The sequence below is a fragment of the Carboxylicivirga caseinilyticus genome (assembly GCF_050589785.1).
Taxonomy (GTDB): domain Bacteria; phylum Bacteroidota; class Bacteroidia; order Bacteroidales; family Marinilabiliaceae; genus Carboxylicivirga; species Carboxylicivirga caseinilyticus.
Genome location: NZ_JBNGOX010000041.1, coordinates 28,504 through 53,152 on the forward strand (window position 1 = coordinate 28,504; position 24,649 = coordinate 53,152).

General features: G+C 37.1%; 23 protein-coding genes. 8 read left to right on the forward strand and 15 right to left on the reverse strand.

All coding sequences use genetic code 11. The features are described from left to right. Positions 1 to 198 precede the first annotated feature (198 nt). A complete protein-coding gene (locus ACRD62_RS17780; RefSeq protein WP_430821459.1) occupies positions 199 to 1,440 on the reverse strand; it encodes an MlaD family protein in 1,242 nt (413 codons plus the stop codon). Between the two features lie 36 nt (positions 1,441 to 1,476). Further along, positions 1,477 to 2,580 (reverse strand): N-acetylmuramoyl-L-alanine amidase family protein, encoded by a 1,104-nt coding sequence (locus tag ACRD62_RS17785; RefSeq protein WP_430821460.1) that lies wholly within the window; start codon positions 2,578 to 2,580, stop codon positions 1,477 to 1,479. 180 nt (positions 2,581 to 2,760) lie between these two features. On the opposite strand from ACRD62_RS17785, the gene ACRD62_RS17790 reads away from it, so the two are divergent. Further along, entirely contained in the window at positions 2,761 to 5,529 is a 2,769-nt protein-coding gene (locus ACRD62_RS17790; protein ID WP_430821461.1) for a putative LPS assembly protein LptD, read from the forward strand. Positions 5,530 to 5,616: 87 nt separating this feature from the next. Further along, entirely contained in the window at positions 5,617 to 5,994 is a 378-nt protein-coding gene (locus tag ACRD62_RS17795) for a RidA family protein (protein WP_430821462.1), read from the forward strand. A gap of 166 nt (positions 5,995 to 6,160) precedes the next feature. On the opposite strand, the gene rplI is transcribed toward ACRD62_RS17795, so the two are convergent. The 6 genes from rplI to ACRD62_RS17825 form a co-directional block, all read right to left on the reverse strand. Further along, entirely contained in the window at positions 6,161 to 6,604 is a 444-nt protein-coding gene (gene rplI / locus ACRD62_RS17800; protein WP_321409646.1) for a 50S ribosomal protein L9, read from the reverse strand. Between the two features lie 18 nt (positions 6,605 to 6,622). Continuing rightward, entirely contained in the window at positions 6,623 to 6,892 is a 270-nt protein-coding gene (rpsR, locus tag ACRD62_RS17805) for a 30S ribosomal protein S18 (RefSeq protein ID WP_212188816.1), read from the reverse strand. 3 nt (positions 6,893 to 6,895) lie between these two features. Next, positions 6,896 to 7,243, reverse strand: a complete 348-nt coding sequence (rpsF, locus tag ACRD62_RS17810; protein WP_321409643.1) for a 30S ribosomal protein S6 — start codon at positions 7,241 to 7,243, stop codon at positions 6,896 to 6,898. A gap of 260 nt (positions 7,244 to 7,503) precedes the next feature. Further along, positions 7,504 to 8,493 (reverse strand): dihydroorotate dehydrogenase-like protein, encoded by a 990-nt coding sequence (locus ACRD62_RS17815; RefSeq protein WP_430821463.1) that lies wholly within the window; start codon positions 8,491 to 8,493, stop codon positions 7,504 to 7,506. Between the two features lie 4 nt (positions 8,494 to 8,497). After that, positions 8,498 to 9,982 carry an NADPH-dependent glutamate synthase gene (gene gltA / locus ACRD62_RS17820; protein ID WP_430821464.1) on the reverse strand — a complete coding sequence of 495 codons (1,485 nt, stop codon included), beginning with the start codon at positions 9,980 to 9,982 and terminating at the stop codon, positions 8,498 to 8,500. A gap of 1 nt (position 9,983) precedes the next feature. Further along, positions 9,984 to 10,817 (reverse strand): sulfide/dihydroorotate dehydrogenase-like FAD/NAD-binding protein, encoded by an 834-nt coding sequence (locus ACRD62_RS17825; protein ID WP_430821465.1) that lies wholly within the window; start codon positions 10,815 to 10,817, stop codon positions 9,984 to 9,986. Between the two features lie 263 nt (positions 10,818 to 11,080). Between ACRD62_RS17825 and ACRD62_RS17830 the strand changes: the two genes are divergently transcribed. Together ACRD62_RS17830 and rbr are read left to right on the forward strand one after the other, a co-directional pair. Next, a complete protein-coding gene (locus ACRD62_RS17830) occupies positions 11,081 to 11,788 on the forward strand; it encodes a flavin reductase (RefSeq protein WP_430821466.1) in 708 nt (235 codons plus the stop codon). Positions 11,789 to 11,979: 191 nt separating this feature from the next. Further along, positions 11,980 to 12,555 (forward strand): rubrerythrin, encoded by a 576-nt coding sequence (gene rbr, locus ACRD62_RS17835; RefSeq protein ID WP_430821467.1) that lies wholly within the window; start codon positions 11,980 to 11,982, stop codon positions 12,553 to 12,555. A 93-nt stretch (positions 12,556 to 12,648) separates the two neighbouring features. On the opposite strand, the gene ACRD62_RS17840 is transcribed toward rbr, so the two are convergent. Genes ACRD62_RS17840 through ACRD62_RS17850 form a run of 3 tightly spaced genes read right to left on the reverse strand, consistent with a single transcriptional unit; the run spans position 12,649 to position 14,966 of the window. Beyond that, complete coding sequence (locus ACRD62_RS17840; RefSeq protein ID WP_430821468.1) at positions 12,649 to 12,915, reverse strand: SemiSWEET transporter; 267 nt, start codon at positions 12,913 to 12,915, stop codon at positions 12,649 to 12,651. A 2-nt stretch (positions 12,916 to 12,917) separates the two neighbouring features. Next, the gene (locus tag ACRD62_RS17845) at positions 12,918 to 13,616 is read right to left on the reverse strand and encodes an HAD family hydrolase (protein ID WP_430821469.1); all 699 of its coding nucleotides are present in this window, start codon (positions 13,614 to 13,616) and stop codon (positions 12,918 to 12,920) included. 21 nt (positions 13,617 to 13,637) lie between these two features. Beyond that, positions 13,638 to 14,966 carry a serine hydrolase domain-containing protein gene (locus tag ACRD62_RS17850; protein ID WP_430821470.1) on the reverse strand — a complete coding sequence of 443 codons (1,329 nt, stop codon included), beginning with the start codon at positions 14,964 to 14,966 and terminating at the stop codon, positions 13,638 to 13,640. A gap of 1,508 nt (positions 14,967 to 16,474) precedes the next feature. On the opposite strand from ACRD62_RS17850, the gene ACRD62_RS17855 reads away from it, so the two are divergent. From ACRD62_RS17855 to ACRD62_RS17870, 4 genes are all read left to right on the forward strand, one after another. After that, entirely contained in the window at positions 16,475 to 16,822 is a 348-nt protein-coding gene (locus tag ACRD62_RS17855) for a translation initiation factor (protein ID WP_430821471.1), read from the forward strand. A gap of 83 nt (positions 16,823 to 16,905) precedes the next feature. Then, the gene (locus tag ACRD62_RS17860) at positions 16,906 to 17,736 is read left to right on the forward strand and encodes a C40 family peptidase (protein WP_430821472.1); all 831 of its coding nucleotides are present in this window, start codon (positions 16,906 to 16,908) and stop codon (positions 17,734 to 17,736) included. Positions 17,737 to 17,783: 47 nt separating this feature from the next. Beyond that, a complete protein-coding gene (locus ACRD62_RS17865; protein ID WP_430821473.1) occupies positions 17,784 to 19,337 on the forward strand; it encodes a sensor histidine kinase in 1,554 nt (517 codons plus the stop codon). Between the two features lie 2 nt (positions 19,338 to 19,339). Further along, positions 19,340 to 20,032 carry a response regulator transcription factor gene (locus ACRD62_RS17870; RefSeq protein ID WP_430821474.1) on the forward strand — a complete coding sequence of 231 codons (693 nt, stop codon included), beginning with the start codon at positions 19,340 to 19,342 and terminating at the stop codon, positions 20,030 to 20,032. Here ACRD62_RS17870 and ACRD62_RS17875 read toward each other — a convergent pair whose 3' ends face one another. The 4 genes from ACRD62_RS17875 to ACRD62_RS17890 form a co-directional block, all read right to left on the reverse strand. Next, the gene (locus ACRD62_RS17875) at positions 20,033 to 20,797 is read right to left on the reverse strand and encodes a LytR/AlgR family response regulator transcription factor (RefSeq protein ID WP_430821475.1); all 765 of its coding nucleotides are present in this window, start codon (positions 20,795 to 20,797) and stop codon (positions 20,033 to 20,035) included. Between the two features lie 10 nt (positions 20,798 to 20,807). Next, a complete protein-coding gene (locus tag ACRD62_RS17880; RefSeq protein WP_430821476.1) occupies positions 20,808 to 21,866 on the reverse strand; it encodes a sensor histidine kinase in 1,059 nt (352 codons plus the stop codon). A 31-nt stretch (positions 21,867 to 21,897) separates the two neighbouring features. Continuing rightward, positions 21,898 to 22,551: a hypothetical protein gene (locus ACRD62_RS17885; RefSeq protein ID WP_430821477.1), complete on the reverse strand. Its 654-nt coding sequence runs from the start codon at positions 22,549 to 22,551 to the stop codon at positions 21,898 to 21,900. 20 nt (positions 22,552 to 22,571) lie between these two features. Further along, the coding region (locus ACRD62_RS17890; protein ID WP_430821478.1) for a TonB-dependent receptor at positions 22,572 to 24,649 on the reverse strand (2,078 nt) is incomplete at its 5' end.

Below are 24,649 nucleotides of genomic sequence, written 5' to 3' on the forward strand. Positions count from 1 at the left end.
TTGTTCTAATACTATAAATCAGCCTTTTAAAGATTTTCAGCCTAATTACCTGATTTTATGAATAATAAACAATTAACCCATATCTCTCAACATACCTTAATCGTTGTTATACCAAGCGATTTCGACTTTTTTGCAAAAAAATTTGATATTAGGGTAAAAAATATTTAATACTAAATTATTTATCAGAATATATATTTTTTATTCAGTAATTTTTTTGGCCTTTCTTACACTTAAAGATTGGCCATTTTCAAAGGCGACGATCTTTGCCTCATCATAAACAGGCCTTACTTCGTCATAAACTTTTTCTATTTGATCAAATGAACGGGCCTGACCAACCGAGTAGTAATATTTGGAGTTTCGATAATCTTCGAATACATTATACTTTCCATCCAAAATAACAGAATCCATTTGAAGCGGTTTTTTTGATTCTTTCAACTGAACCTGATAAACAACACCAAGAACACCATAAGAGCCATCCGAAACGGTCACATTCTTACCAAAATCAATGGCAGAAAAACTAACATACCTTTTAGGATTATGCCTCACATCAATCAACAATCTGTTTAAGCTGGCTGAAACTTCTGTAAGCGAATAATACAATTCCTTATCATTCAGCATTAAACCCAAACTCCCCTCTCCTTCGTTTATAGTTGATAATAAATCAGAGGTTGAATTCAGTGTTTTCTTTAATGCCAACAATGATTCATTCAATTGAGCATCTTCGAGCTGCTGACTAAAACCAGCCATACTTTGGAAAACAGTATCCATATACGGCCCCTGAGAAGTAAGCATCATCATTACAGAATCAGTTCTCGTAATAACATTGGAAAAATCTCCACCATCATCCAGTTTTTTCGATAAATTATCTGAAATCCTTTGAAAATTCTCCATTGACTTATTAAATGACTTCATTGATTCTTTAATACTGATTTTATTTTCTTCATCAACCAGATCGCCTAAATTGGTAAATACAGAATCTAGCTGAACGATCAAACGCTCTGCCTTGTCTTTTAGCGGTAGCACCTCCATACTCACCTGATCTTTGAGATCTCCCATTACTGATGTCATCATAGTATCACCATAAGCCAGCATATCACCCGATTTACCAGGCAACAACTGAACGCCTTTGGTTCCCATCAAATCCAAACTATATATTTGAGCACGGGTATCTACGGGTAATGGGACTTCTTTCTGCAATTCAAAGGTTACCAGAAAACGGTCTGCTAAAGTTGGATGAAAATCTATATCTCTTACGTATCCAATTTTAAATCCTTTATAATAAATAGGGCTGGCTTTTGTTAAGCCATCAATTCTGGCATATGTTCCATAATAGAAATCACCTATCTTTAATATATCTCTTCCACTTAAAAAATTAATTCCCCAAACCAGAACAACAAAGGCTACTAAAACCGTTAAACCTATTTTTATTTCTTTCTTCATCAATATGGGTTTTTGTTAATGTTTATTTTTGGGATATTATTTATCGTTAGTCATTTTTCGAGCATCACTAACATTTATTTTCTGATCATTATGGAAAGCAACCACAAAAGCATCGTGCACTTCTTTTTTCACGGCTTTTAACTGTTCAACAATTTCGTTATAATCAGACACACATCTTGTAGTATACTTATAATATTGGCCTTCTTTATATTCCCAAAGGTCTTCAAACTTTTTGTAAATCTTGGTTCCGGCCTTAATTTGAGCTTTTGATGATGCAATCTGAATACGATAATAAATTTCATTCTTAGCTTTGATTTTTGCCTGAGTCAGATCCTGCATCTTACTTTTCTCGTCATGCTCTGTTTTATAATCTCTAATAGCCCTGTACAATGCAGAAGCCATATAGGTTTTTCCTTCTTCAGAAGCTATAAACTTTTCTTCTTTATTATTACTCAAAAAACCAAGTTCAACCAAAACGCTTGGCATGGCAGCCTCGCGCAACACCAGAAATCCAGCTTGCTTCACTCCTCTGTCGTTTCGACCAACACGGCTATGGAATTGATTTTGCACCAAAGATGCCACATGAATGCTTTGATCGAGATGCACATTCTGCATCAGCTCAAAAATAATATACGACTCCGGTGAATTCGGGTCGAAACCTTCATAGGTAGTGCTATAGTCTTCCTCCAAAACAATTACAGAGTTTTCTTTCTTGGCAACCTCGAGGTTTTCTTCTGTACGATGAAGTCCAAGAACAAAAGTTTCGGCCCCGGCAATAGACGGAACACTGATTGAATTTGCATGAATTGATACAAAGAGGTCAGCTTTGTTCTTGTTTGCTATTTCAGCTCTTTTGTTAAGAGGTACAAAAACATCTTTTGAGCGTGTGTACACAACCTTCACTTCAGGTAGATATTCATTAATATAGGCACCCAGTTTCAAAGCCACATCCAGTACAATGTCCTTTTCTTTTGACATTTTACCAATTGCACCAGGATCTTTTCCACCATGGCCTGCATCAATAACAATAGTATTAAACTTAATAGCCTCTTGTCCTACCAGCTCGTTTTCAGTTAAAAACAATAAAAAACCTATAATTACTGAAAAAACTATGCGTGTATATCGTGGAAAAATTGTCATACTTTTACAAATTACTGTTCAAAAATAGGAAAATATTGACGAGATAAAAAAGTAGCCGGTTTTACCTATTTTTTTTATGTAATCCGCAACGTGCGCAATTTTTATTTATTTTTGTGGACGCTTGAAAAAATGACCACTTTGACAATTCTACACACACAACATAGTAGACTGCTAAAAATCATGTTGATAACAACATTATTGGCAGTTGTTTTTTTTCATAGTGTTAAATCAAATGCTCAATCTACGGAATTGAGACCTGTGATGAGACCGACAGCATTTCAGTTAGATTCATTAAATGATCCTATCTTAAGAAATGACACTCTTAGAAATAGGATTCAGGAACCTCCTTCACAAACACAAGACACTATAAATAAACCTCCTACAACTTCAAATCCGAACACCTTTATAATTGATTCTGAAGTAAAGTACAAAGCAAAAGACTCTATTTTTACAGATATGGTAACCAAGAAAACCTATTTGTATGGTGAAGCCGAGCTAAGTTATCAGGACATTTTATTAACTGCCAACACTATTATTCTTGATATGGACAGCAGTATTGCTGTTGCATACGGAACAAAAGACTCTCTGAATAACGAAATTGGTTTACCTGTCTTTAAAGATCCAAGTGGCGAATACCAGATGAGAGAAATGAAATATAATTTCAAAACTGAAAAAGCCATTATCAAGCATATTGTTACTGAACAAGGGGAAGGTTTTGTTGTAGGAGACAGAGCTAAAAAGATTGAAGATGATGCATACTGTATGAAAGATGCCAGGTATACCACCTGCGATCATCATGATCATCCTCACTTTTATCTGAATTTGACCAAAGCAAAGGTAATCCCTGGTAAAAAAACCATTACAGGCCCTGCATATTTGGTTCTGGAGGATGTAAAACTACCATTGTTCATACCTTTTGCAATGATTCCTAGTACTTCCACTTATAGTTCCGGTTTTATATTTCCATCCTATCGCGACGAAACAATTCGTGGATTCGGACTTACAGAAGGAGGTTACTATTGGGCAGCCAACGATTATTTTGATCTGACATTGAAGGGAGACATATTCACCAACGGCTCCTGGGCTTCCAGAACAACAACCAACTATAAGGTACGATATAAATACAGTGGAAGGTTCAACTTTCAGTACATGGAAAACCTTTACAGCGAGAAAGATCTTCCTGATTTCAAAAAAACAAAGGATATGTCTATCACCTGGAGTCATCGACAGGATCAAAAAGCAAATCCTTATCAAACCTTCTCGGCCAGTGTAAATTATTCAACCAGTTCGTACGACCAGAATAATATTAATTCTCTTGGAACTGTAAACAGTAGCGACATTTCAAGAAATACCAAACGATCAAGTATTTCGTATAGTAAACGATGGGCAGGCAAACCTTTTAACTTATCGTTAAACCTTTTACACTCTCAAAATAGTCGCGACACAACAATTGACTTAACAATACCTGACGTTACCTTTACTGTAAACCGATTTTATCCTTTTAAAAAGAAGAATAAAGTAGGTACTAATGAGAACTTTCTTGAAAAAATAAGTTTATCATACACTGGTAATGCCAAGAACTACGTAAGTGCTAAAGAGTATGAATTAGGTTTTACAGGCGATCACTTTACCAATCAATGGAAGAACGGTATGCAACACAGCATCCCGGTTTCAATGAATTTTAAATTCTTAAAACACTTTACCTTAAATCCATCTTTTAACTACAAAGAACGTTGGTATCTCTCCAGGACTGAACAGTATTGGGATGAAGATGAGCAAGAAATTGTTAAAAGTGATCCTATCTCAGGCTTTAACAGAGCCTACGACTATAGTTTAAGTGCTGGAACATCCACAAAAGTTTACACCACTTTTACTCCTTGGAAAAAACTATTTGGAGATAAGGTTCAAGCGATACGTCACGTTGCCACTCCATCTGTTTCATTCTCTTACAGTCCCGACTTTAGTGATCCTAAATATGGTTTCTACGATTGGTTTGAATACTACAACCAAAGCACTGATAAAGTAGTACGCAAGAAATACTCCTATTACGAAGGATATCTTTATGGTACCCCTGGTTCAGGTGAATCAGGATCTATGGGAATCAGCTTAGGCAACACCCTTGAGATGAAACTTAAAAACAAAAATGATTCTGTAACAAAAGTTAAGATACTCGAAAGTTTAAATTTTAGTTCAAGTTATAATTTCCTGGCCGACTCATTGAAACTATCGACCATTAACATGTCTGGCAGAACAAAAATTTTAGGAACCAATATCAATTTTGGTGCCCGGTTCGATCCATATGCTATGGATACAACCAGTACAGGTAACCCAATAAGGGTTGATCAGTTCACAGTTAATAATGGAAAATTAGCCCGTTTAACAAGTGCCAACCTAAGCTTTGGATACAGTATAGGATCTGACACATTCAAGAAAAAGAAAGAAAACACTGATCCAAATGAGGACCAAAGTCAGGAACCACCTAACATGGATGCTTTAAATCCGGATGATCCAACTTCAGGGTTACCCCAATTTGGTGAAGATGACAACAGAAATCTAACTGCAGGAGATGATGGCTATGCCGACTTTTCAATACCCTGGAACATATCATTTAATTATTCCTTAAGGCTTTCGCAGGGAACCTTTAACAAGGATAAGATGGATTACGACTTTAAGGTAACATCAGATGTTAACTTTAATGGTAACTTTTCTCTTACTCCTAAATGGAAAATCAACTTTTCTTCGGGATATAGTTTCGATCAAAAGTCGTTGGCACACACCAGCATGGGAATCAGCCGCGATTTACATTGTTGGAGCATGAATTTTAGTTTGGTTCCAGTTGGCCGATATAAATCATATTTCTTTACTATCAGGGTAAATTCGAGCATGTTGCAGGATTTAAAATATGAAAAACGTAACAGTGCACGAGACAATTCGAACTTTTACAATTAAGCATAAAGCATTTAAATTAAATTACTTATTCCGAAATCCTCAAAAACTTTTGTCTAAATTGAGGTTTCATTTTAAAAATATATACTCATGAAAAAAATAATATCAACAACCAATGCTCCGGGAGCCATTGGCCCATACAGTCAGGCAGTAGAAGTAAACGGAACCTTATATATTTCAGGTCAGGTACCTGTTGATCCTGCCACAGGTAAAGTTGTAGAAGGTGGCATTACAGAACAAACAGAGCAGGTAATGAAAAATATCGGAGCTATACTGGAAGAAGCCGGGTATACTTTTGCCGATGTTGTAAAATCAACATGCCTGTTAAGCGACATGGCTAACTTTAAAGCAATGAACGAAGTTTACGGATCGAGATATCCGGTTAACCCTCCGGCAAGAGCAGCTTTTGCAGTTAAAGAATTGCCATTGGGTGTTTTAATCGAAATTGAAACAGTGGCTGTTAAGTAAACAGCATACAAAATACTTCTGAAACTGTTTTTCAATAATGAGAAGCAGTTTTTTTATATCCTGAATACAGCTACCATTAAGACAAAAAGAAAACCACCATGTCCCCATGGTGGTTTATGTTTGTTTGAAAAATGTTTTTTTAATAATCCGAGATTAATAAAAAATGTTACTCGGCAACAACCTCAATAGAGATGTCAACCTTCACTTCACGATGCAATTTGATAGTTGCAGTATAAGTACCCAATTCTTTGGCATCTTCTTTCATAGAAATGTTTTTACGATCAACGTCAAAACCTTCTTTAGTTAATGCCTCAGCGATCTGAATAGTGTTTACCGAACCAAAAATCTTACCTGTCTGGCTAGCTTTAGCACCAATGGTAAATGACTTACCTTCCAATGTTTTAGCTACCTCAAGGGCATCATTTTTAATTTTCTCTTCTTTATGAGCACGTTGTCTCATGTTTTCTTCGTGTACTTTCTTGGCAGAAGCAGTAGCTAGTACAGCCATTCCGCGAGGAATTAAATAGTTACGTCCGTAACCATTTTTCACAGTAACAATTTCGTTCTTGTGGCCAAGATTCTGAATATCTTCTTTAAGAATAATTTCCATCGTAAATCCTCCTTTTTCTTATTTCATCAAATCGGTTACGTATGGCAACAAGGCCAAGTGACGCGCTCTCTTAACAGCCTGAGCTACTTTTCTTTGATATTTCAAAGAAGTACCAGTAAGACGACGAGGTAAAATTTTACCTTGCTCGTTTAAGAACTTCTTCAAAAACTCAGGATCTTTGTAATCGATGTACTTGATCTTGTTTTTCTTAAAACGACAGTACTTTTTCTTCTTAATCTCTACTGATGGAGGAGTAAGATATCTGATTTCTGATTGATTCTGTGCCATGGTCTAGTTCTCCTTTTCTTCTTTTTTGTTAGCTCTTCTTTTTTCTGCATACGCCTTTGCGTATTTGTCAAGCTTGAATGTCAAAAAGCGAATAACACGCTCATCACGACGGAAAGCTGTCTCCAATGTTGCAACGAATTCAGGTTCAGCATCGAACTCAAACAACTGGTAGAAACCCGTAGATTTCTTCTGAATTGGGTAAGCCAATTTACGTAGGCCCCAATTTTCTTCGTTTACTATTTTACCTCCATTCTCGGTTATCAAACCTTTGAATTTTTCTACCGCTTCCTTCATCTGAACATCAGACAAAACGGGAGTTAAAATGAAAACGGTTTCATAATGATTCAACATATCTTCTTAATTTTTAGAAGGTTTTAAATTCAGGGCGCAAAGATAGAAATAAAATACTTAGAAACAAAGAAGTTAGTAAACTAAAGCCCAAAGTAAAAGGTAAAAGGCAAAAATATTCCGAAGCACAAAGTCTGACAGTCCGACAATTGCACTTCCTCTTTTTCGCCTCTCAATCGAAAATTGATTTATTGAATCATTGGCAATAAAATCAATCCAACCTCAAACTTCCGTCCTCGGTCTTCTGTCATGTGTCTCCTATCCTATTTGCTATAGCTAGAGAAATAACGCATAAACTGAACGCGTTCAAACATTTCAGGATTATTCGATTGACTTTGACTCATTCTTCCTTTAAAGTCATTTAACGATTCATATCCTCTTCTCTCCATCCACTTTTCTGTTTCATCCAGCATCCATCGAATGATTTCCGGTCCTTCTTTATAAACGGATGATACCAGCTCAACTGCAGAAGCTCCAGCCATAATCATCTTAACAAGAGTTGTATATTCGTGAATACCCGTTGAAGCTATCAGATCACTTTTGACTACAGGAGACAAAATGGAAATCCAGCGTAACGACATGGCAAAATCCTCAGGATTGGAATAAACCTTACCACTTACAACCTGATCGTTTTCAATATCGAAATCTAAAGAAGTGAAGCGGTTAAAAAGAATTAAACCATCAGCCTTTTTTGAAAGACAGGCTAAAACATTTCCCATATTGGTAAAGTAAGACCCAAGTTTAATACCTACCGGAACCTTAATATAATGTTTAACTTTCTCAACAATCTCGAAATAAATCTTTTCTATTGATTCAGCAGATGCCTCAACGTCATAAGGGAGCTTGAAGATATTCAATTCAATCCCATCCACACCTGCTTCTTCAAATTTCTTAGCGTACGATATCCATTCGCTATACGAAGTACAATTAATACTTGCAATAATTGGAATATCAACCGCTTCTTTTGCCTCGTTAATCAATGAGACATATTTCTCAAGCGTTTCCTGTTTGACCTGGTAATCGTAATAATCGAAAAATTCCAGGTTATTATCATCCACGCCCAATTGCTGACCAATGGTTTGTTCTGCTTCGGCTACAATTTCTTCTTCAAAAATTGATTTTAATACAATGGCAGCAGCACCAGCTTCAGCCAGTTTTTTAATACCACCAATGGTTGAAGCCAAACCAGAGCTACCAATCACAATTGGATTTTTAATGGGTATACCTAAATATGTAGTTGAAAGATTTCTCATCTGTTTAAGAGTTATGTTTTTCCTGAAGATACTGATGCATAGCAGCGGCTGCATTTCGGCCGTCTCCCATTGCCAGAATTACGGTTGCTCCTCCTCTCACAATATCTCCTCCTGCAAACATCTCCGGAATAGAAGATTGAAGTTTTTCTTCATCTACCACAATTGTACCCCATCGTGTCGTTTCTAACTGAGGTAATGAATTTGGAATCAATGGATTTGGCGATACACCAACACTAACCACCACGGTATCAACATCAATATCATATTCCGATCCTTCCATGGGTACTGGGCGACGTCGACCAGAAGCATCCGGCTCACCTAATTCCATTTTCTGAACTCTCATCCTGCTGACTTTACCTTTTTCATCAGCAAAGTATTCAACAGGGTTAGTCAGAGTCATAAATTCGATTCCTTCCTCCTGTGCATGCTTAATTTCCTCAACACGTGCTGGCATCTCTTCCATCGAACGTCGATAGATAATCATAGCCCTATCTGCACCCAGCCTTTTAGCTGTTCGAACCGAATCCATGGCAGTATTTCCACCACCGATAACAGCAACATTTTTACCACTTAAGATGGGCGTATCCGTATCAGGACTGGCAGCGTGCATCAGATTTATACGGGTCAGGTATTCGTTTGAACTCAAAACACCAATATAGTTCTCACCCGGTATATTCATAAAACGAGGCAAACCTGCTCCACTTGCCGTAAAGAAACCTTCGAAACCCTCTTCCTTCAGATCCTCGATGGTTGCAGTTCGACCAACAATGAAGTTGTTTTCAAACTTAACACCCATCTTACGAAGAATGTCAATTTCAACATCCACAATGTTATTAGGCAAACGAAATTCAGGAATACCGTATTTTAATACACCGCCTATCTCATGCAAAGCCTCAAAAACAGTAACATCATATCCTTGTTTAGCCATATCGCCTGCGAACGTTAGTCCGGCAGGTCCGCTTCCTATTACGGCTACTTTAATGCCATTACTTTTAGCTACTTCAGGAACCGACATCTGATTGGTTTCGCGCTCGTAATCGGCAGCAAAACGCTCAAGATATCCAATTGCAACTGGTTCCTTCTTCAGTTTAACGGTATAAAAACATTTTGATTCGCACTGTTTCTCCTGTGGACAGACACGACCACATACAGCCGGCAAAGCACTGGTTTCTTTTAGCACTTTAGCTGCTTCCAGAAACTCGCCCTTTTCAATTCGCTTTATAAACTTTGGAATATTTATTTCTACAGGACAACCCGTTATACAAGTCGGGTCCGGACAATCCAGACAACGGCGTGCTTCACCAAGTGCTTCCTCCTGTGTTAATCCTTTATTTACTTCAATATTTGAGAGAATTCGTTCTTTTGGATCAACCTCGCCCATATGAATCCTTTCCAATGCGGTCCGTTCCTTATTTTTCATCAAACCGCGTATATCAACCCTCCAGGACTGCTCTCTTTCTTCTTTTAAAAATTCTTTGCTAACAGCCATCTTATTGTTTATCTTTTGAATGAAGGTAATTTTGTTCTGCTTCTTTTTCTATTTCCTTGTATCCGTTTAAACGAAGCAACATCTCATCAAAATCCACCTGATGTGCATCAAACTCCGGACCATCAACACAAACAAACTTTGTTTTACCTCCAACCGTAATCCGGCAAGCCCCGCACATTCCGGTTCCATCAACCATGATAGTATTTAAACTCGCATAAGTAGGAACTTCATATTTTTTAGTAGTTAATGAAGCAAACTTCATCATGATAGCCGGACCAATCACAACAGACAAATCCACTTTTTCGCGCTGAAGCACTTTCTCCATTGCTTCGGTTACCAAACCCTTCTCACCGTAAGATCCATCGTCGGTTGTAATAATCAACTCATCAGAGTATTCTCTGATCTGATCTTCCAGAATGATAAGATCCTTGGTACGGGCAGCAATAACAGTAACCACCTTATTACCTGCTTTTTTCAAGGCTTCAACAATTGGTAACAAAGGAGCTACTCCAACACCGCCACCGCAGGCCAGTACCGTTCCAAAATTCTCAATATGCGTTGCCTGTCCTAATGGTCCAACCAGGTCAGTTACTTCATCACCAACATTTAAATCAGCCAGGCGTCGTGATGAAACACCCACACGTTGTACCACAAGAGTGATGGTACCTTTTTCGGGATTGGCTGATGCTATGGTTAAAGGAATTCTCTCCCCTTTTTCACCCACTTTAACAATTACAAAATGTCCGGCTCTACGGGCTTTTGCAATTCGAGGAGCTTCAATTTCCAAACGCACAACGTTTTCAGAAAAAAACTCCTTCTCAACTATTTTATTCATATCGAACAATTAATCAATTTATTGCACTAGGCAACGGATGATAGAATTATCGCAGTTTATAATATATGATTCAGGTATCACATTCCTAAGGTCAAAAGTAAACTATGATATTCAGATTATGCATGATAAAATTTAAGAAATCATAATTTACAATCAATCTAAATAGAATCCAAATCTGCAAAAATATTACACTCCAAGCAAGATATTCTTCGACTATAGATGAATAAAGTTTAAATTTATATGATCACAAAAACAGACTCAAAATGAACATTGAAGCTTTTTTTAAAATTACTTATGGATTATATATTATTTCGGCAAAAGCCAATGAAAAATCAAATGGCTATGTTGCCAATACTGTCTTTCAGGTAACTGCCGAACCTCCGCAAATTGCGATCAGCTGTAATAAAGACAATCTTACCTGTGAACTTATTGAGCAGTCGGAATATTTCTCAATCTCAATACTTAAGCAAAGTGCCAAAGCCGAAACCATTGGTTTATTTGGCTATCAAAGCGGAAAAGACACGGATAAATTTCAACAAATTGAATATGGTACAAGCCTGAGTGGAACACCCGTTGTAACTGAAGATTCTATTGCCTGGTTTGATTGTAAAGTAGCTCAAAAGGTTGATGTGGGAACTCATATTATTTTCATTGGTGAGATTATTGAAAACAAATTGCTTGATGAAGAGGCTGATCCATTAACCTACGCCTATTATCGTGAAGTTAAAAAAGGTGTTGCACCTAAAAATGCTCCTACTTACATCGATAAATCAAAGATTAAGGTTAAAGAAGAATCATCTGCTCCATCCTCGTCTCAGAAATATAAATGTCTGGCATGCGGATATATTTATGACCCCGAAGAAGGAGATGAAGAAAATGGTATTCCTCCAGGCACTTCGTTCGAAGATTTACCGGATGATTGGACCTGTCCTACTTGTGGATCACCCAAATCGATGTTTGACCCGATTTAACTATACAATAATATACTGATTATTAAATCGCTCTTTCTTTATGATTTTGCAAATATCCATCATTAGTCATTGTAATTAAGTGTTTGGAAAAAATCTAAATAAGGAAATGAGCTTATATATATATTAAAAATAAAAAAATAAAGAATTAATATTGTTGTTCGACCCAGATTAAAATCAAAAATGAACATATTATGACAACTTTAAAAGGATCAAAAACAGAACAAAATCTGTTGAAAGCTTTTGCAGGTGAGTCGCAGGCTCGTATGCGTTATAACTATTTTGCCAAGCAGGCTCAAAAAGAAGGTTTGGAGCAGATTGCTTCTATTTTTATGGAAACAGCAGATCAGGAAAAAGAACACGCCAAACGATTCTTTAAATTCCTGGAAGGTGGAATGGTTGAAATCACAGCTTCTTATCCAGCCGGTGTAATTGGCGATACAAAAGCTAACCTGGAAGCTGCTGCCAACGGTGAAAACGAAGAATGGACTGAATTATATCCTGAATTTGCCAGAATAGCTGAAGAAGAAGGTTTTAAAGAAGTAGCTGTTGCTTTTAAAATGATTGCCAAAGTTGAAGCGCATCACGAAGCAAGATATCGTAAGTTGTTCGACAATTTAATGGATGGTAAAGTTTTTGAGAGAGACGGAAAAGTTACCTGGATGTGTCGCAATTGTGGCTTCATTCATGAAGGAGCAAAAGCACCTAAGAATTGCCCGGCATGTTTGCACCCACAATCTTATTTCGAAATTAACAAAACCAATTACTAGACCGCAAGATAAGTAATTGTACAAACCATCTCATCGGTTGTTCTTGAATTGAGAAACGTCAGACAGCAATCGTGAGATGGTTATTTTTTGCTCTTAATCCTTACCTTTCTTTCCCAGTACGATTTTCAGTATCAGAATTAATGCAGCCGGAATAATTGCTATTGAATTAGCTATGATAATTGGCATCTCCTTCAGCAAAACACCATAAATAAGCCAAAACACTATTCCAATGGTATTTGCCAGGTACATCAGCAACGATATACTATGCACATCACGGGTTTTAATAATACGTATTGCTTGCGGAAACATGGCAGACGTAGTGAGTACTGCAGCAACAGACCCCATTAAGGTTACTATCATACTTAATAATTAAATATCTTTAATACATCCTTAACACTCTCAACCTCAATCACACGATCTGATTTCACATGATTCTCAACCATCTCATGTTGCCAGGTTGTATGAAAAGGAACATGAATTCCGTATCCACCAATTTCTTCAACGGGCAATACATCTGATTTCATAGAGTTCCCAACCATTAAAAACTCAGAAGGTTTACAATCAAGGTGTCTGATTAATTTCAAATAGGCTTCAGGATGCTTATCACTCATTATTTCAATATGATGAAAATACTTTATCAAGCCTGATTTTGACAACTTTCGTTCCTGATCGAGCAGATCTCCTTTGGTTGCAACTATCAAACGGTATTTTTGAGACAGGGTTTGCAATACGTCTTCTATACCATCCAGTAATTTCACCGGTTTATTCAACATATTCTTACCAATAGCTAAAATTTGATTGGTTTGATCAGCAGTTATCTGATTGTTAGTTATTAAACTTCCTGTTTCGATCAAAGAAAGAATAAAAGCCTTGATTCCATAGCCATACAAAGGCATATTTGCCAGTTCAACCTGGTATAACTCATGCATTATCTCCTCTTCCGACATGTAATCTGACAGAATCATGGCGAATTGATGCTCTGCCTCTCTGAAAAATGTTTCATTCTCCCACAGTGTATCATCTGCATCAAAACCAATTACTTTAATTGTACTTACCTCCATGCCCACAAAAGTACGAAAGAATTACTCCCTCTGATACTCGAATGTCATTCCATTTTGTTTGAGTTGAAATTTTCCGGATACAATCTGATCTTTCTCCAAAGGGAAAATTAATTGAATACCTGCCGGATCAAACTTAAAAACTCCTTTTTCATAGGCTGTTAGAGGAAAAGGTGATTGTCCGGTTGCCTGTGCTGTTAATTTACCATCGCTAAATGCAATCCATATTTTCAAAGGCATTTGTGATGATGAATAGGTTCCTTCCAGACTTTTTAAAACGCCTTCTTCCAATTCCACTTTTTTAGCACTAAAATCAGGCAATTCATAATCTCGGTCAAACATTTCGCTTAAACAGGCAATTAAAATATCATTAAGATTATAATTAAACCCATTACCGGTTACCGCCTGACTGATGTTTTTATTAATTGATAAATTACTTCTGAATCCATCAATTACACTATTATGTCCGAGTAACGTTTTATCGTGAAAAGGGAATGAAAAAATGCCATACCCTACTCCATCTTTTATGGTTGTCATTGCCTTAAAACTGTCATCACGGAGGACCTTACCATTGAATAGTTTTTGAATAAACAAGTTCAAGTCTCTGGGAGTTGAAATAATTGCACCTGCCCCTAATGGAATACTCATATCGGTTTCACTCTCGGGCTGCCAGTTTTCAACGAATTTATAAGATTGGGCTTGATTGTCGGAAGTATTTATTTTACCACCTACCTTTGTATGTTTCAAACCCAATTCAACACACAGAATATCAACCAAGCTGCTATATGATTCACCCGAAAGATCCTCAAGTATAAATGTGAGAAGCACAAAGTTACTGTTACTGTATTGCATCTTCTCCCCAGGTTCAAAATCGGATCCTTTTGATTGAATAATCTGCAATAAATCCTCTCTTGATTTCTCATAAGTCATATACCCCAGATAATCCAAATCATTGGTGAAATTATGAATACCACTTCGATGCCTCAACAGCTGGCCTATTGTTATTTTTTCAGCATTTTTAATATCCGGAAAAAATTGGTCGAGATGTGTATCCAGGCTTAGCTTGCCTTTTTCTATTTCGCGAAAAAGTAAAACCGATGTAAACATTTTTGAGATTGATCCAATTCTGAACTTTGTCAGTGAGTCAATCTTTTGACCTTTATTTATATCTGCGTATCCGCAATAGCGTTCGTACAAAAGATCATCGCCATCATAAATGGCAACTCCACCCATAAACTTGTTGTTTTGTTCGAGCAAATCAAAATAATCGTCAAGCTTTGAAAAATCGTTAGATACCTGTCCTATTACCGGAGATAATAATAGACATAAGAACAAAGAGAAAAGCAGTCTCATATTTATAAGATTAGTGTTTTACTAAGTTAATTAAATAATCTACGAATAGTCAGTAATGTGCTTCAAGAATTTATTGTTTTTGTTTAACGCACAAGGACTTTTCCTTCTTTTATGGAGCAGATACCAGATGAAAAAAATTAGGATACCGTCGCAATAGAATTATCAGACTAAACAGGCTACTGCGTGCGACGGTTTTACAGCTCACTTATACCGTGGGTTAAAACCCACGGCTTTTACAGTCAGCCTTTCAGGCTTATTTAATCAACTTTTACCGTTTAACACACCATTAAAATCTGATTCGTGAAATTTGTGTAATTCGTGGTTAAAATCATTTGATGATTTATGGCTTAAATATTCCAGTAATCAGGCTTATTATGATTGTAAAAGATCTTAGAAAAAATGGAGAGAATAATAGATTTCCATGCCGTCGCAATAGGATTATCAGACTAAACAGACTACTGCATGCGACGGATTTACAGCTTTCCATTACCGTGGGTTAAAACCCACGGCTCTTACAGTCAGCCTTTCAGGCTTCTTTAAACTGATTTTATCCTATGAACACACCATTAAAATATAATTCTTGAAATCAGCGTAATTTGTGGTTATGAAATATTTGCTGATTTATCGATTAAGTTCATAAGGAATTGGTTGAATTCCATCCTAACTAATTTTAAAATTAACACTTCGCCTTCACACATAGTCATTATCATACCAAAGCAATAATTCTTTTTAACCCGCTCAAGCCGCGGGGGCTTTTACTTCTTCTCTGCAGCAAGAAGAAGTAAACAAGAAGTGCCGCGCTGTCATGAAAATTGCTAAAAATCAATTCTCTCCGCTAAAATAAAAGAACTCACCCGATAAGAACCTTGTGGCTTTTGGCTGCCAAAAACCTACAGTTTCTAAATCAGGATCAAACAACTTTTCTTTTTTAACGCTCCATTCTTTGATTTTCTAAACGCATTTTCCTGAAGGCGCATTCCGGTAAACCAAAGGATAAATGGTAAAAATTGCTGATTTGAGGTGCGGTGGGTGTCCACGAATGGAGCGGGCTTTTTGAAATGAGGCCCTTGTTCGGTAAGGCTTGTGGGATAACCATTTCAAAAAGGCATCATTCGTGGTGAATTTTCTTTGTTACTTTCTTTGTTTGGCAGACAAAGAAAGTAGTGTATAGAATTATAAGATATTAAACTGTTGCAATAGGATTAGCCAGATAAACAGGCTACTGCGTGCGACGGATTTACAACTCTCTAATACCGTGGGTTAAAACCCACGGCTTTTACAGTCAGCCTTTCAGGCTTATTTAAACTGATTTTATCCTATGAAAACACCATTAAAATCTAATTCGTGAAATTTGTGTAATTCGTGGTTAAAATCATTTGCTTATTTTATCAATAGTATTCAGGTGAATTGCATTTGATTCTTTCTATATCTGATCACACATTGGTGAAAGCAATTTAATAGAATGAGGAATTTTAGCGATTAATTGTATTTTTATCACAAAAAAAAGAATGGCAAAGAAAAAATGGAAAAATCTGGATGGCGTTGTTTTCTCAACGAACCAGGATTTTGATTACCAATATAACGAAGACGAAGAACAGGAAACTCTTGCTCCTTCGCAACAGGATTTACGTGTGATGCTTGATAAAAAGCACCGGGGTGGTAAAAAAGTAACCCTGGTTACCGGTTTTGTTGGTAATGATGATGATTTAAAAGACTTGGGTAAGATGCTAAAAAGTAAATGCGGCGTTGGAGGCTCCACCAAGGATGGAGAAATTCTTATCCAGGGCGATTTCCGTGATAAAGTGGTTGATCTCCTCAAGAACGAAGGCTATAAGGTAAAAAAGGCTGGTGGTTGAGATACTGAATCTTAAACCTGCTCGTTTATTATTCTTGATAGTTAAAAAAGATTGCTTCCTTTTTCAGTAAAATGCTTTAATGAATGATTAATAAACTTCTTTCTTCCCTTTTTCTTTTATTGTTGACTTTGCAGTTGCACGCAGCATGTCCGCCTGATTTTAGGTCTGAGAATGAAGATTCAAAGCCAAAAAAGGAAATACGCCAGCTTCAGAAAGAAATCAAAAATCTTGATAAAGAATTGGGCCATATCAAGGTAACTGAGCAAAAACTGGCGGAGGAAGAAGAAATACTAAAAAAGAAAGCCTGGGCCGAAGCCGGCAAACGTAAAAAAAGAAGAAATACAACAACCATCCGTCGGAAGGAACAAAAGATTCTGGATAAACTTACCGACAAAAGAAAAGAATTATCAGCAGTCAGATCTGAAAAAGATCAGATTCAATCAAATATCAGCAGAATTAATAACCGTATTGCTCACCTCAGTGGTGAAACATTAATTACTGAAAAACCGATATCGAAGCCAAGCATCAAAACAGAATCGGAAACTTCGATCAATTCAGATAATTTAAATATGGAAGTTAAGAATTGGGTTGGAACTCCTTATCGATATGGAGGAACTAACAAATCTGGTATCGATTGTTCAGGTTTAACAACACAGATTTACAAATCGGTTTTCAATATTTCATTGCCACGCTCCTCAAGAGATCAATACAGCCAATCGAATAAAATAGCAAAAGCCAAAATTAAACCCGGAGATCTCGTATTTTTTAAAATCAACAAAACAGTTGTTAGTCACGTTGGCATATATTTAGGTGATGGTAATTTTATTCATGCATCAACTAGCCGAGGTGTGGTAATCAACAACTTATCTGAACTTTATTACAAAAAATACTTTATTGGAGGGGGACGCTATTAGGCAAATCCATAAATATTTAATACTTTGGTTTTCGTCTTAACCTTTGTATGAAAAAAACAGTTAAAATAAGTCCTCTCTTTTTTGTTCTGATCCTCTTAATCATTCCAACATCACTTTTTACCGTTCTGGAATTAAGTTCAATGAATGATCAGGAAGAACTGATTGAAGGTATCTACAATAATCAATTGGAAGCTGTTTTATTCTCTACAAATCAATTTGCTGATGATAATGTAAATGCGTGGATCAACGATTTGGAAAAGATGACTTGGTCTGACGAAAATACATCATCCAATATTGATCTATACCTGCAGAAGAATCCACAGTGTCAAAACCTGTTACTGCTATCCTATACCAATGATCAGTTTAACTATAACGACCTGTTGTTGGAAGACCAGAATCTTAGAAAGGAAATAGTTGACTCTTTGGTAAGTGAAACAGCTAATCTTAAACGTCAGTTTACATACTTTAGCGAAGGTTACCGAAAACTATCGGCCATTGACCTTGATGTACAGCACTATTCACTAATTACCTTTGTAACCAAACTGAATCAGGAGCTTAAACTGGGAATATTTGTAATAGATGCCCGCAAATTTATTTCAGATGTACTATCTCCACGAATGCAACGTATTGCAGGTGATAACTTTATTCTGACAGTAAAGCAAAACAGTTCTGAACAATTTATATTCAGCACCTTACTCAACACTACTCCTGCTTCGGTAACCGATGAAATTTCGATCTGGCTGCTTCCCGACTACAGCATTGGCATTCAACCCAAAGGAATAACCATCAGCGATGTAGCACGCAAAAGAGCTTACAATAACATTCTGTACCTGGCTTTGATTGATGTTTTGCTTATCATCGGTGCCTGGTTCTTCTACCGTAATATTCGACGTGAAATAAAACTGGCAAAAATAAAATCCGACTTTGTTTCCAATGTTTCGCATGAAATACGAACACCGCTGGCACTTATCAGTATGTATGCCGAAACACTTCACCTCAACCGGGTTAACGACGAAACCAAACGCAGTAAGTATTACAGCATCATCCATAAAGAAACACAACGGCTTTCTTCCATTGTCAATAACATTCTTAACTTTTCAAGAATTGAAGATGGAAAGCGGCAATTCACTTTTTCATTGGTCGACATCAATGATTTGATAAGCGATGTAATGAAAAATTATGCCTACCGCATGGAATCCAAAGGATTTGAAGCACAGGTAAAACTTAACGATGACATCCCATTGATTGATGGTGATGCAGAAGCCATTACAGAGGCAATCACCAATCTTCTGGACAATGCTATAAAATACAGTAAAGAGATTAAGCAAATAGAATTAACAACTTCATTACAAGACGAATTCGTCATCGTCACTGTTAGTGATTTTGGTATCGGTATTCCTGCCAAAGAGCAGAAACATATATTCGATAAATTTTACCGTGTAACCAAAGGTGCACTGGCTCATCATGCCAAAGGATCGGGTTTGGGATTAAGCATTGTGATGCATATTATGCAGGCCCATAAAGGTTCGGTATCGGTGATTAGTGAAGAACACAAAGGAAGTACATTTACCCTTAAATTCCCCGTTTCAAAAAATATTTAGCTATGACCAACAAACATTTATTAATAGTTGAAGATGAACCTGATATGCAACAGGGCATAAAAGACAATCTTGAATTTGAAGGATATACTGTTGACGTGGCTGACGACGGTGAGATGGCGATTAAGAAAATTACCAGTACCCAATACGACCTTATTTTACTGGATGTAATGATTCCAAAAATAAGTGGTTTTGATGTTTGTAAGCAGGTTCGTCATAAAGGAATTGAGACACCTATCATTTTCTTAACTGCTAAAGGCGAAGAAATTGATAAAGTTATCGGACTGGAATCAGGAGGTGATGATTACATGACCAAACCATTCAGCCTGCGCGAGCTGATGGCCAGAATTAAAGCCGTACTTCGTCGGGCAGGCAATCATACCAAAGAAGAAACAGATCCAACCATTAAGATAGGTAAACTGGAAGTAAATTTTGAGAATTATATGGCCAATTGCGATGGCGAACCTGTAAAGCTGACAGCCAAGGAATTTGATATTCTCAAATATCTGATCGAACATAAAAACGCCACCATTAGTCGCGATAGTATCCTTGATAATATCTGGGGTTATGACTATCAACCAACGGCTCGTACCGTTGATAATTTTATTTTAAAACTGCGTCAGAAAATAGAAACCGACCCTAATCATCCCGAAATATTAATTACGATACATGGCATCGGGTATCGATTTGTATATTAATCAAATCTCAAGCCATTCTTTAAAAGAACCCACTTTATCTCTGCTAATAAGAATTTTTTCATCATCGCAGTTCTTAAGTCTTACCTTTAAACGACTTTGAGAATATGCCATTATATCCTCAATGGCCGAATGTTTGATAATATATTGGCGGTTTATGCGGAAGAACATATCCGGATCGAGCAATTCGGTTAAAGCCTCCAGTGAATAATCAATCAGGTACTGACGCTTTTCAACAGTAGTAATGAAGGTACCTTTTCCTTCGCTATGAAAGAAAGATATGTCCTCAATAAGAATCGATTTTATATGCTCACCAACCCTTGCTGTAAAGCGTTTTTTATAATCTTTCTTCAACATCTGCCTTACCTTCTCAATCACTTCAAGCGAAAGCTGATTACTACCAAACCCTAAATGTTTTTTAAAGGCATTCATCGCTTGTTCCAGATCGGAATATGAAACTGGTTTAAGCAAATAATCAATACTATTTACTTTAAAAGCTCTGATGGCATACTCCTGATATGCCGTTGTGAAAATGATCGGATAATCCACCTTCACCTCATCAAAAATATTAAAACTTATACCATCTGCCAGCTGAATATCCATCAACACCAGATCGGGAACTACACCATTTTTAAACCACTTCACAGCATCTTCAACTGAATCCAGCTCTGCAATAATTTCTATTTCCGAATCATATTGAAGCAACAGATCTCTCATCCGCGCTGCTGCCATTATTTCATCTTCTATGATTACTACCTTCAGTTTCATATTACTGCCTTTATTCTTCTTTTTTGATAATTGACATTAACGGAAGTCCTACTTCAAAACTCCCGTTATCTTGATGAATGGTAACTGTTTTATTAGTCAGGTATCGATAACGTGTAGATATATTCTCAAGTCCAATACCTGTCGAATGTTCTTTATCTGTTTTTTCGTTGATGTTATTTCTAACTATCAGGTAGTCATCTTTCAAATGAATGGATACTTCAACAGGTTTACTTCGGGCAATAACATTGTGTTTTACCACATTCTCGAGTAACATCTGCAGAGAGAGAGGTACAATCCTTGCTCCTTTGGGCAGTTCATCCGGAAAACTGACTTTCAGACTATCTCCGTATTTTATTTTTAACAGGAAGATATAATCTTCAACCGCCTGTAATTCCTTTTTTAGTGCAACGGTTTCTTTATCTTTCATATCCAACACATAACGATACACATGTGAGAGCTTTTTCACATATGCTTCGGCTCTGTCTGCATCGGTATGTATGAGCTGAATCAATGCATTTAAACTATTGAATAAAAAATGTGGATTAACCTGACTCTTCAACGTTTCGTATTGTAATGCAGTATGTTCATGCTTTAAGCGCTCTTGCTCCACAGCTGCATCTTTCCACTTTTTAAAGAAGAGTACGCTATTGGTAACCAATGAAGAAAGGATAAGAAAACCAAAAGCAATTTTCAAACTAAGGCCAACCTGACTGAGAAACAATTCTATATCTATCTCCTCCAATGTTTTATGCCAGATAAAAGCTATTCCAACGGCTAAAAGAATAAAAAAGGCACAGAGTAAAATCATTCCCACTGACTGGTAAATCAATCGCTTAAGAGGATAAACCAACCATGGCACGTTTTTATCTAATGATTGAACCAGCCAGGCCACACTCTTAAGCATGGGCCATCCTCCAATGAATGAAAAAAGTGTATTTTTAAGCAAAACAGGTATTGTTATTTCATGGTAGCCCATGATAAAATATACGATCCCATTACCTATTAAGGCTAGCAACAAAAACTCTTTAATAAATCTGACTACATATTTAGAAACTGACGATTTTTTCATTGTTGGAGATTAAGTAAATGAATATACCAAATTATTCGTCAATACTATTATTTAATGCTGAATAGGATTGTCTGGCAGCCTCTTCTCCCCAATCCGGATCAATGATCGTATTGGGTTTAAATTGTTGAAATTTTTCCAATGATGTTTCAAAAACAGGTAAGGCTTTTTCTGCTCCTCCACCCATAGCTTCGGGACTGTTTTGAATCATGACAGCTTCTAAATAATAGGCCCTGGGATTATTAACATTTAACTCTTTGGATTTTGCAAGGGCTTTATAAGTTAAGTCCATATACTTCATCCCTCTGTCAATCGGGTTAACAATTATACGAGACGGATACAGAAAAGCCTGCAATACAAATAATTCCGATTCATCAGGAGCCACTTTAAAGGCCTTATCAATCCAAACCTGTGCCTGATCAAGAATTTCATCCCTTCGGCTTCCATCATTCACCTGGAAACTCATCATAACATAGCAGTAGGCTGTATAATACATAGGCTGCCATTGATCGGTTTCAGCTGCACTGATTCGTTCAAAGGTATTGGCAACTTGCTGGTACTGTTCAATGGTTGTTGACTGGTTCATTTGCCCGATGGTTTGCTGCATTTTTTGCAGGTAAGCATCTTTGGTTCCATTCATTACAAATGGATATAAAAATCCGGCAACAATTAAAAAGAAAGTTTTCATAACGTTGATTTTTAAGTTGATTATAACATGATCATTAAGACTAACACGGCCTGTTGTTTTGTTGGTGCCACAATGGCTTTTCCATCGTAATATCCATTCTCATCAGGCGATTGTCGGTATTCGTAACCATAAATATTTTTACGACCTGTGATATTATTTAGCATTAAATGCAATACAGCTTCACGATTCATAACACGGGTGAGGTAAGTAATATTGAAACTTACATCCTGATAAACATTGGTTTTAATTTGCATAAAACCCTCCAGGTTTGGATTATGGTAAGGCCTTTTACTAGCCACCCCATAGGTCAGGCAAAAAAATGAACTCCAGGCAGGAACAAACTGTTTCCAGACCATTGAGAGATTATGGCGCGATGCATAAGGTGGAGTCACTTCTCCAGGATAATCGCGATACAAACGTTTTGAATCGTTGAAGGAATAAGAAACCCAGTAATCCACATTTTTAAAGGTATTACCGTCACGCCAAAACAGATCTATTCCGTTGGATGATCCATACCCCATATTTGTATAATCTTCAGGATTAAAGCTGAACTCATTATTGAAAATAACCAGTCGATCGTACTCTTTTTGATAAGCCTCAATACGCAATAAACGTTTCTCATTCTTATACTGATAATTTACAATCAGGTGAGAAGATTGCTCTGTTTGCAAATGCGGGTTAATCTTTAAATAGTCTTCCTGTGGGTTTTGAAAGAATGTACCATATGCCATGGAGATCTGACTATTTTTGCCTGTTTTAACAGCACCCGACAGTCGCGGAGAGACTTCGGCCTTCTTCAATAGTGAACTATATTCAGTTCGTCCGCCAAAACGAATGGCTACTACAGGACTGATTTGCCAGTCAGCTTCAGCAAATGCAGCTAACTGATGATTACGATAGTCCAGAAAGGCACCTGCAGCTCCTGCTTTCACATCCTGCCCGTACTGAGAAATAAACCATTCTCCACCTGTTTTCCATTTGAACGATTCGCTTGTCAGGTGAGTCGCTTTGAATCTTAGATGATGATCCTGATTAACTGTTTGCATGTGAATGGTGTCCAGTAGCATCTTATCTTTCGAATACGAATAAGCCCAACCCGACTGAATCATCCATTTCTCATTGATCATATCTGTATAGGTAGTGTTGGCATACCAGCTCTCATCATTCAGACTTAAATTCTGTGATTGATCTGATGGAAAATTATCATACAGCATTTCCATCCTGTTTAATTGAACAGAGGCAAAAGCTTTTATCAACCCAGACTGACCTGTTTTATGGCGAAGCATAAATGAGGTATTAAGCAGATTTGGATCGGACTGCCAATTGATATCAGAACCAAACATCTGATTATGCAAAGCCGAATTAATATAATCTGCAGTAAAAGCCACGGAACTTTTCTCCCATGCTTTCACCTGAGAAAATCCCGTTCCGACACTCATCAAACTTAAACTGGACTTATCCTCGTTTTCAAGTCCCAGTGTTTTTAATGCCACAACTGATGATAATGCCTGACCATACTCAGCCGAATACCCACCCGTACTGAATAACAAACCATCAAACAACAATGGTGAAAACCGTCCACGGGTTGGAATATTATTCACTTGCGAATAGAATGGATCAGCCACATACATACCATCCATAAAAGTGCGGGTTTCGTAACTTTCGCCACCCCTTACAAATAATTTACCTTCTTCGCCCACTTTCTGGGTTCCCGGAACATTGTTAAAAGCACCGTAGATATCGCCCTGAGCACTTGCCGTTGAAGCCACATCAAAAGCAGATAAAACCATCGACTGCTTTTTCTCTCCGTCCTCAAATGTACCTGCTGTGATTACAACCGATTCTAGTTCATTGATCTTTTCTTCCAGGATGATCTCTAAGAAAGCTACAGCACTGTCTGTTGAAAAAGCATAATTATATTTCTGAAATCCAATGCTGCTGATAACAAGTACCTGTTGACCTTTTTCGTAAGTAATTAATTCGAACTGGCCCTCCATATCTGAAGTTGTTCCATCGTAAGTTCCATCGAGATAGATATTGGCTCCAACAATGGGTTGTTGCCGCTTATCCATCACTTTACCCTGTATTGCTGTCTGAG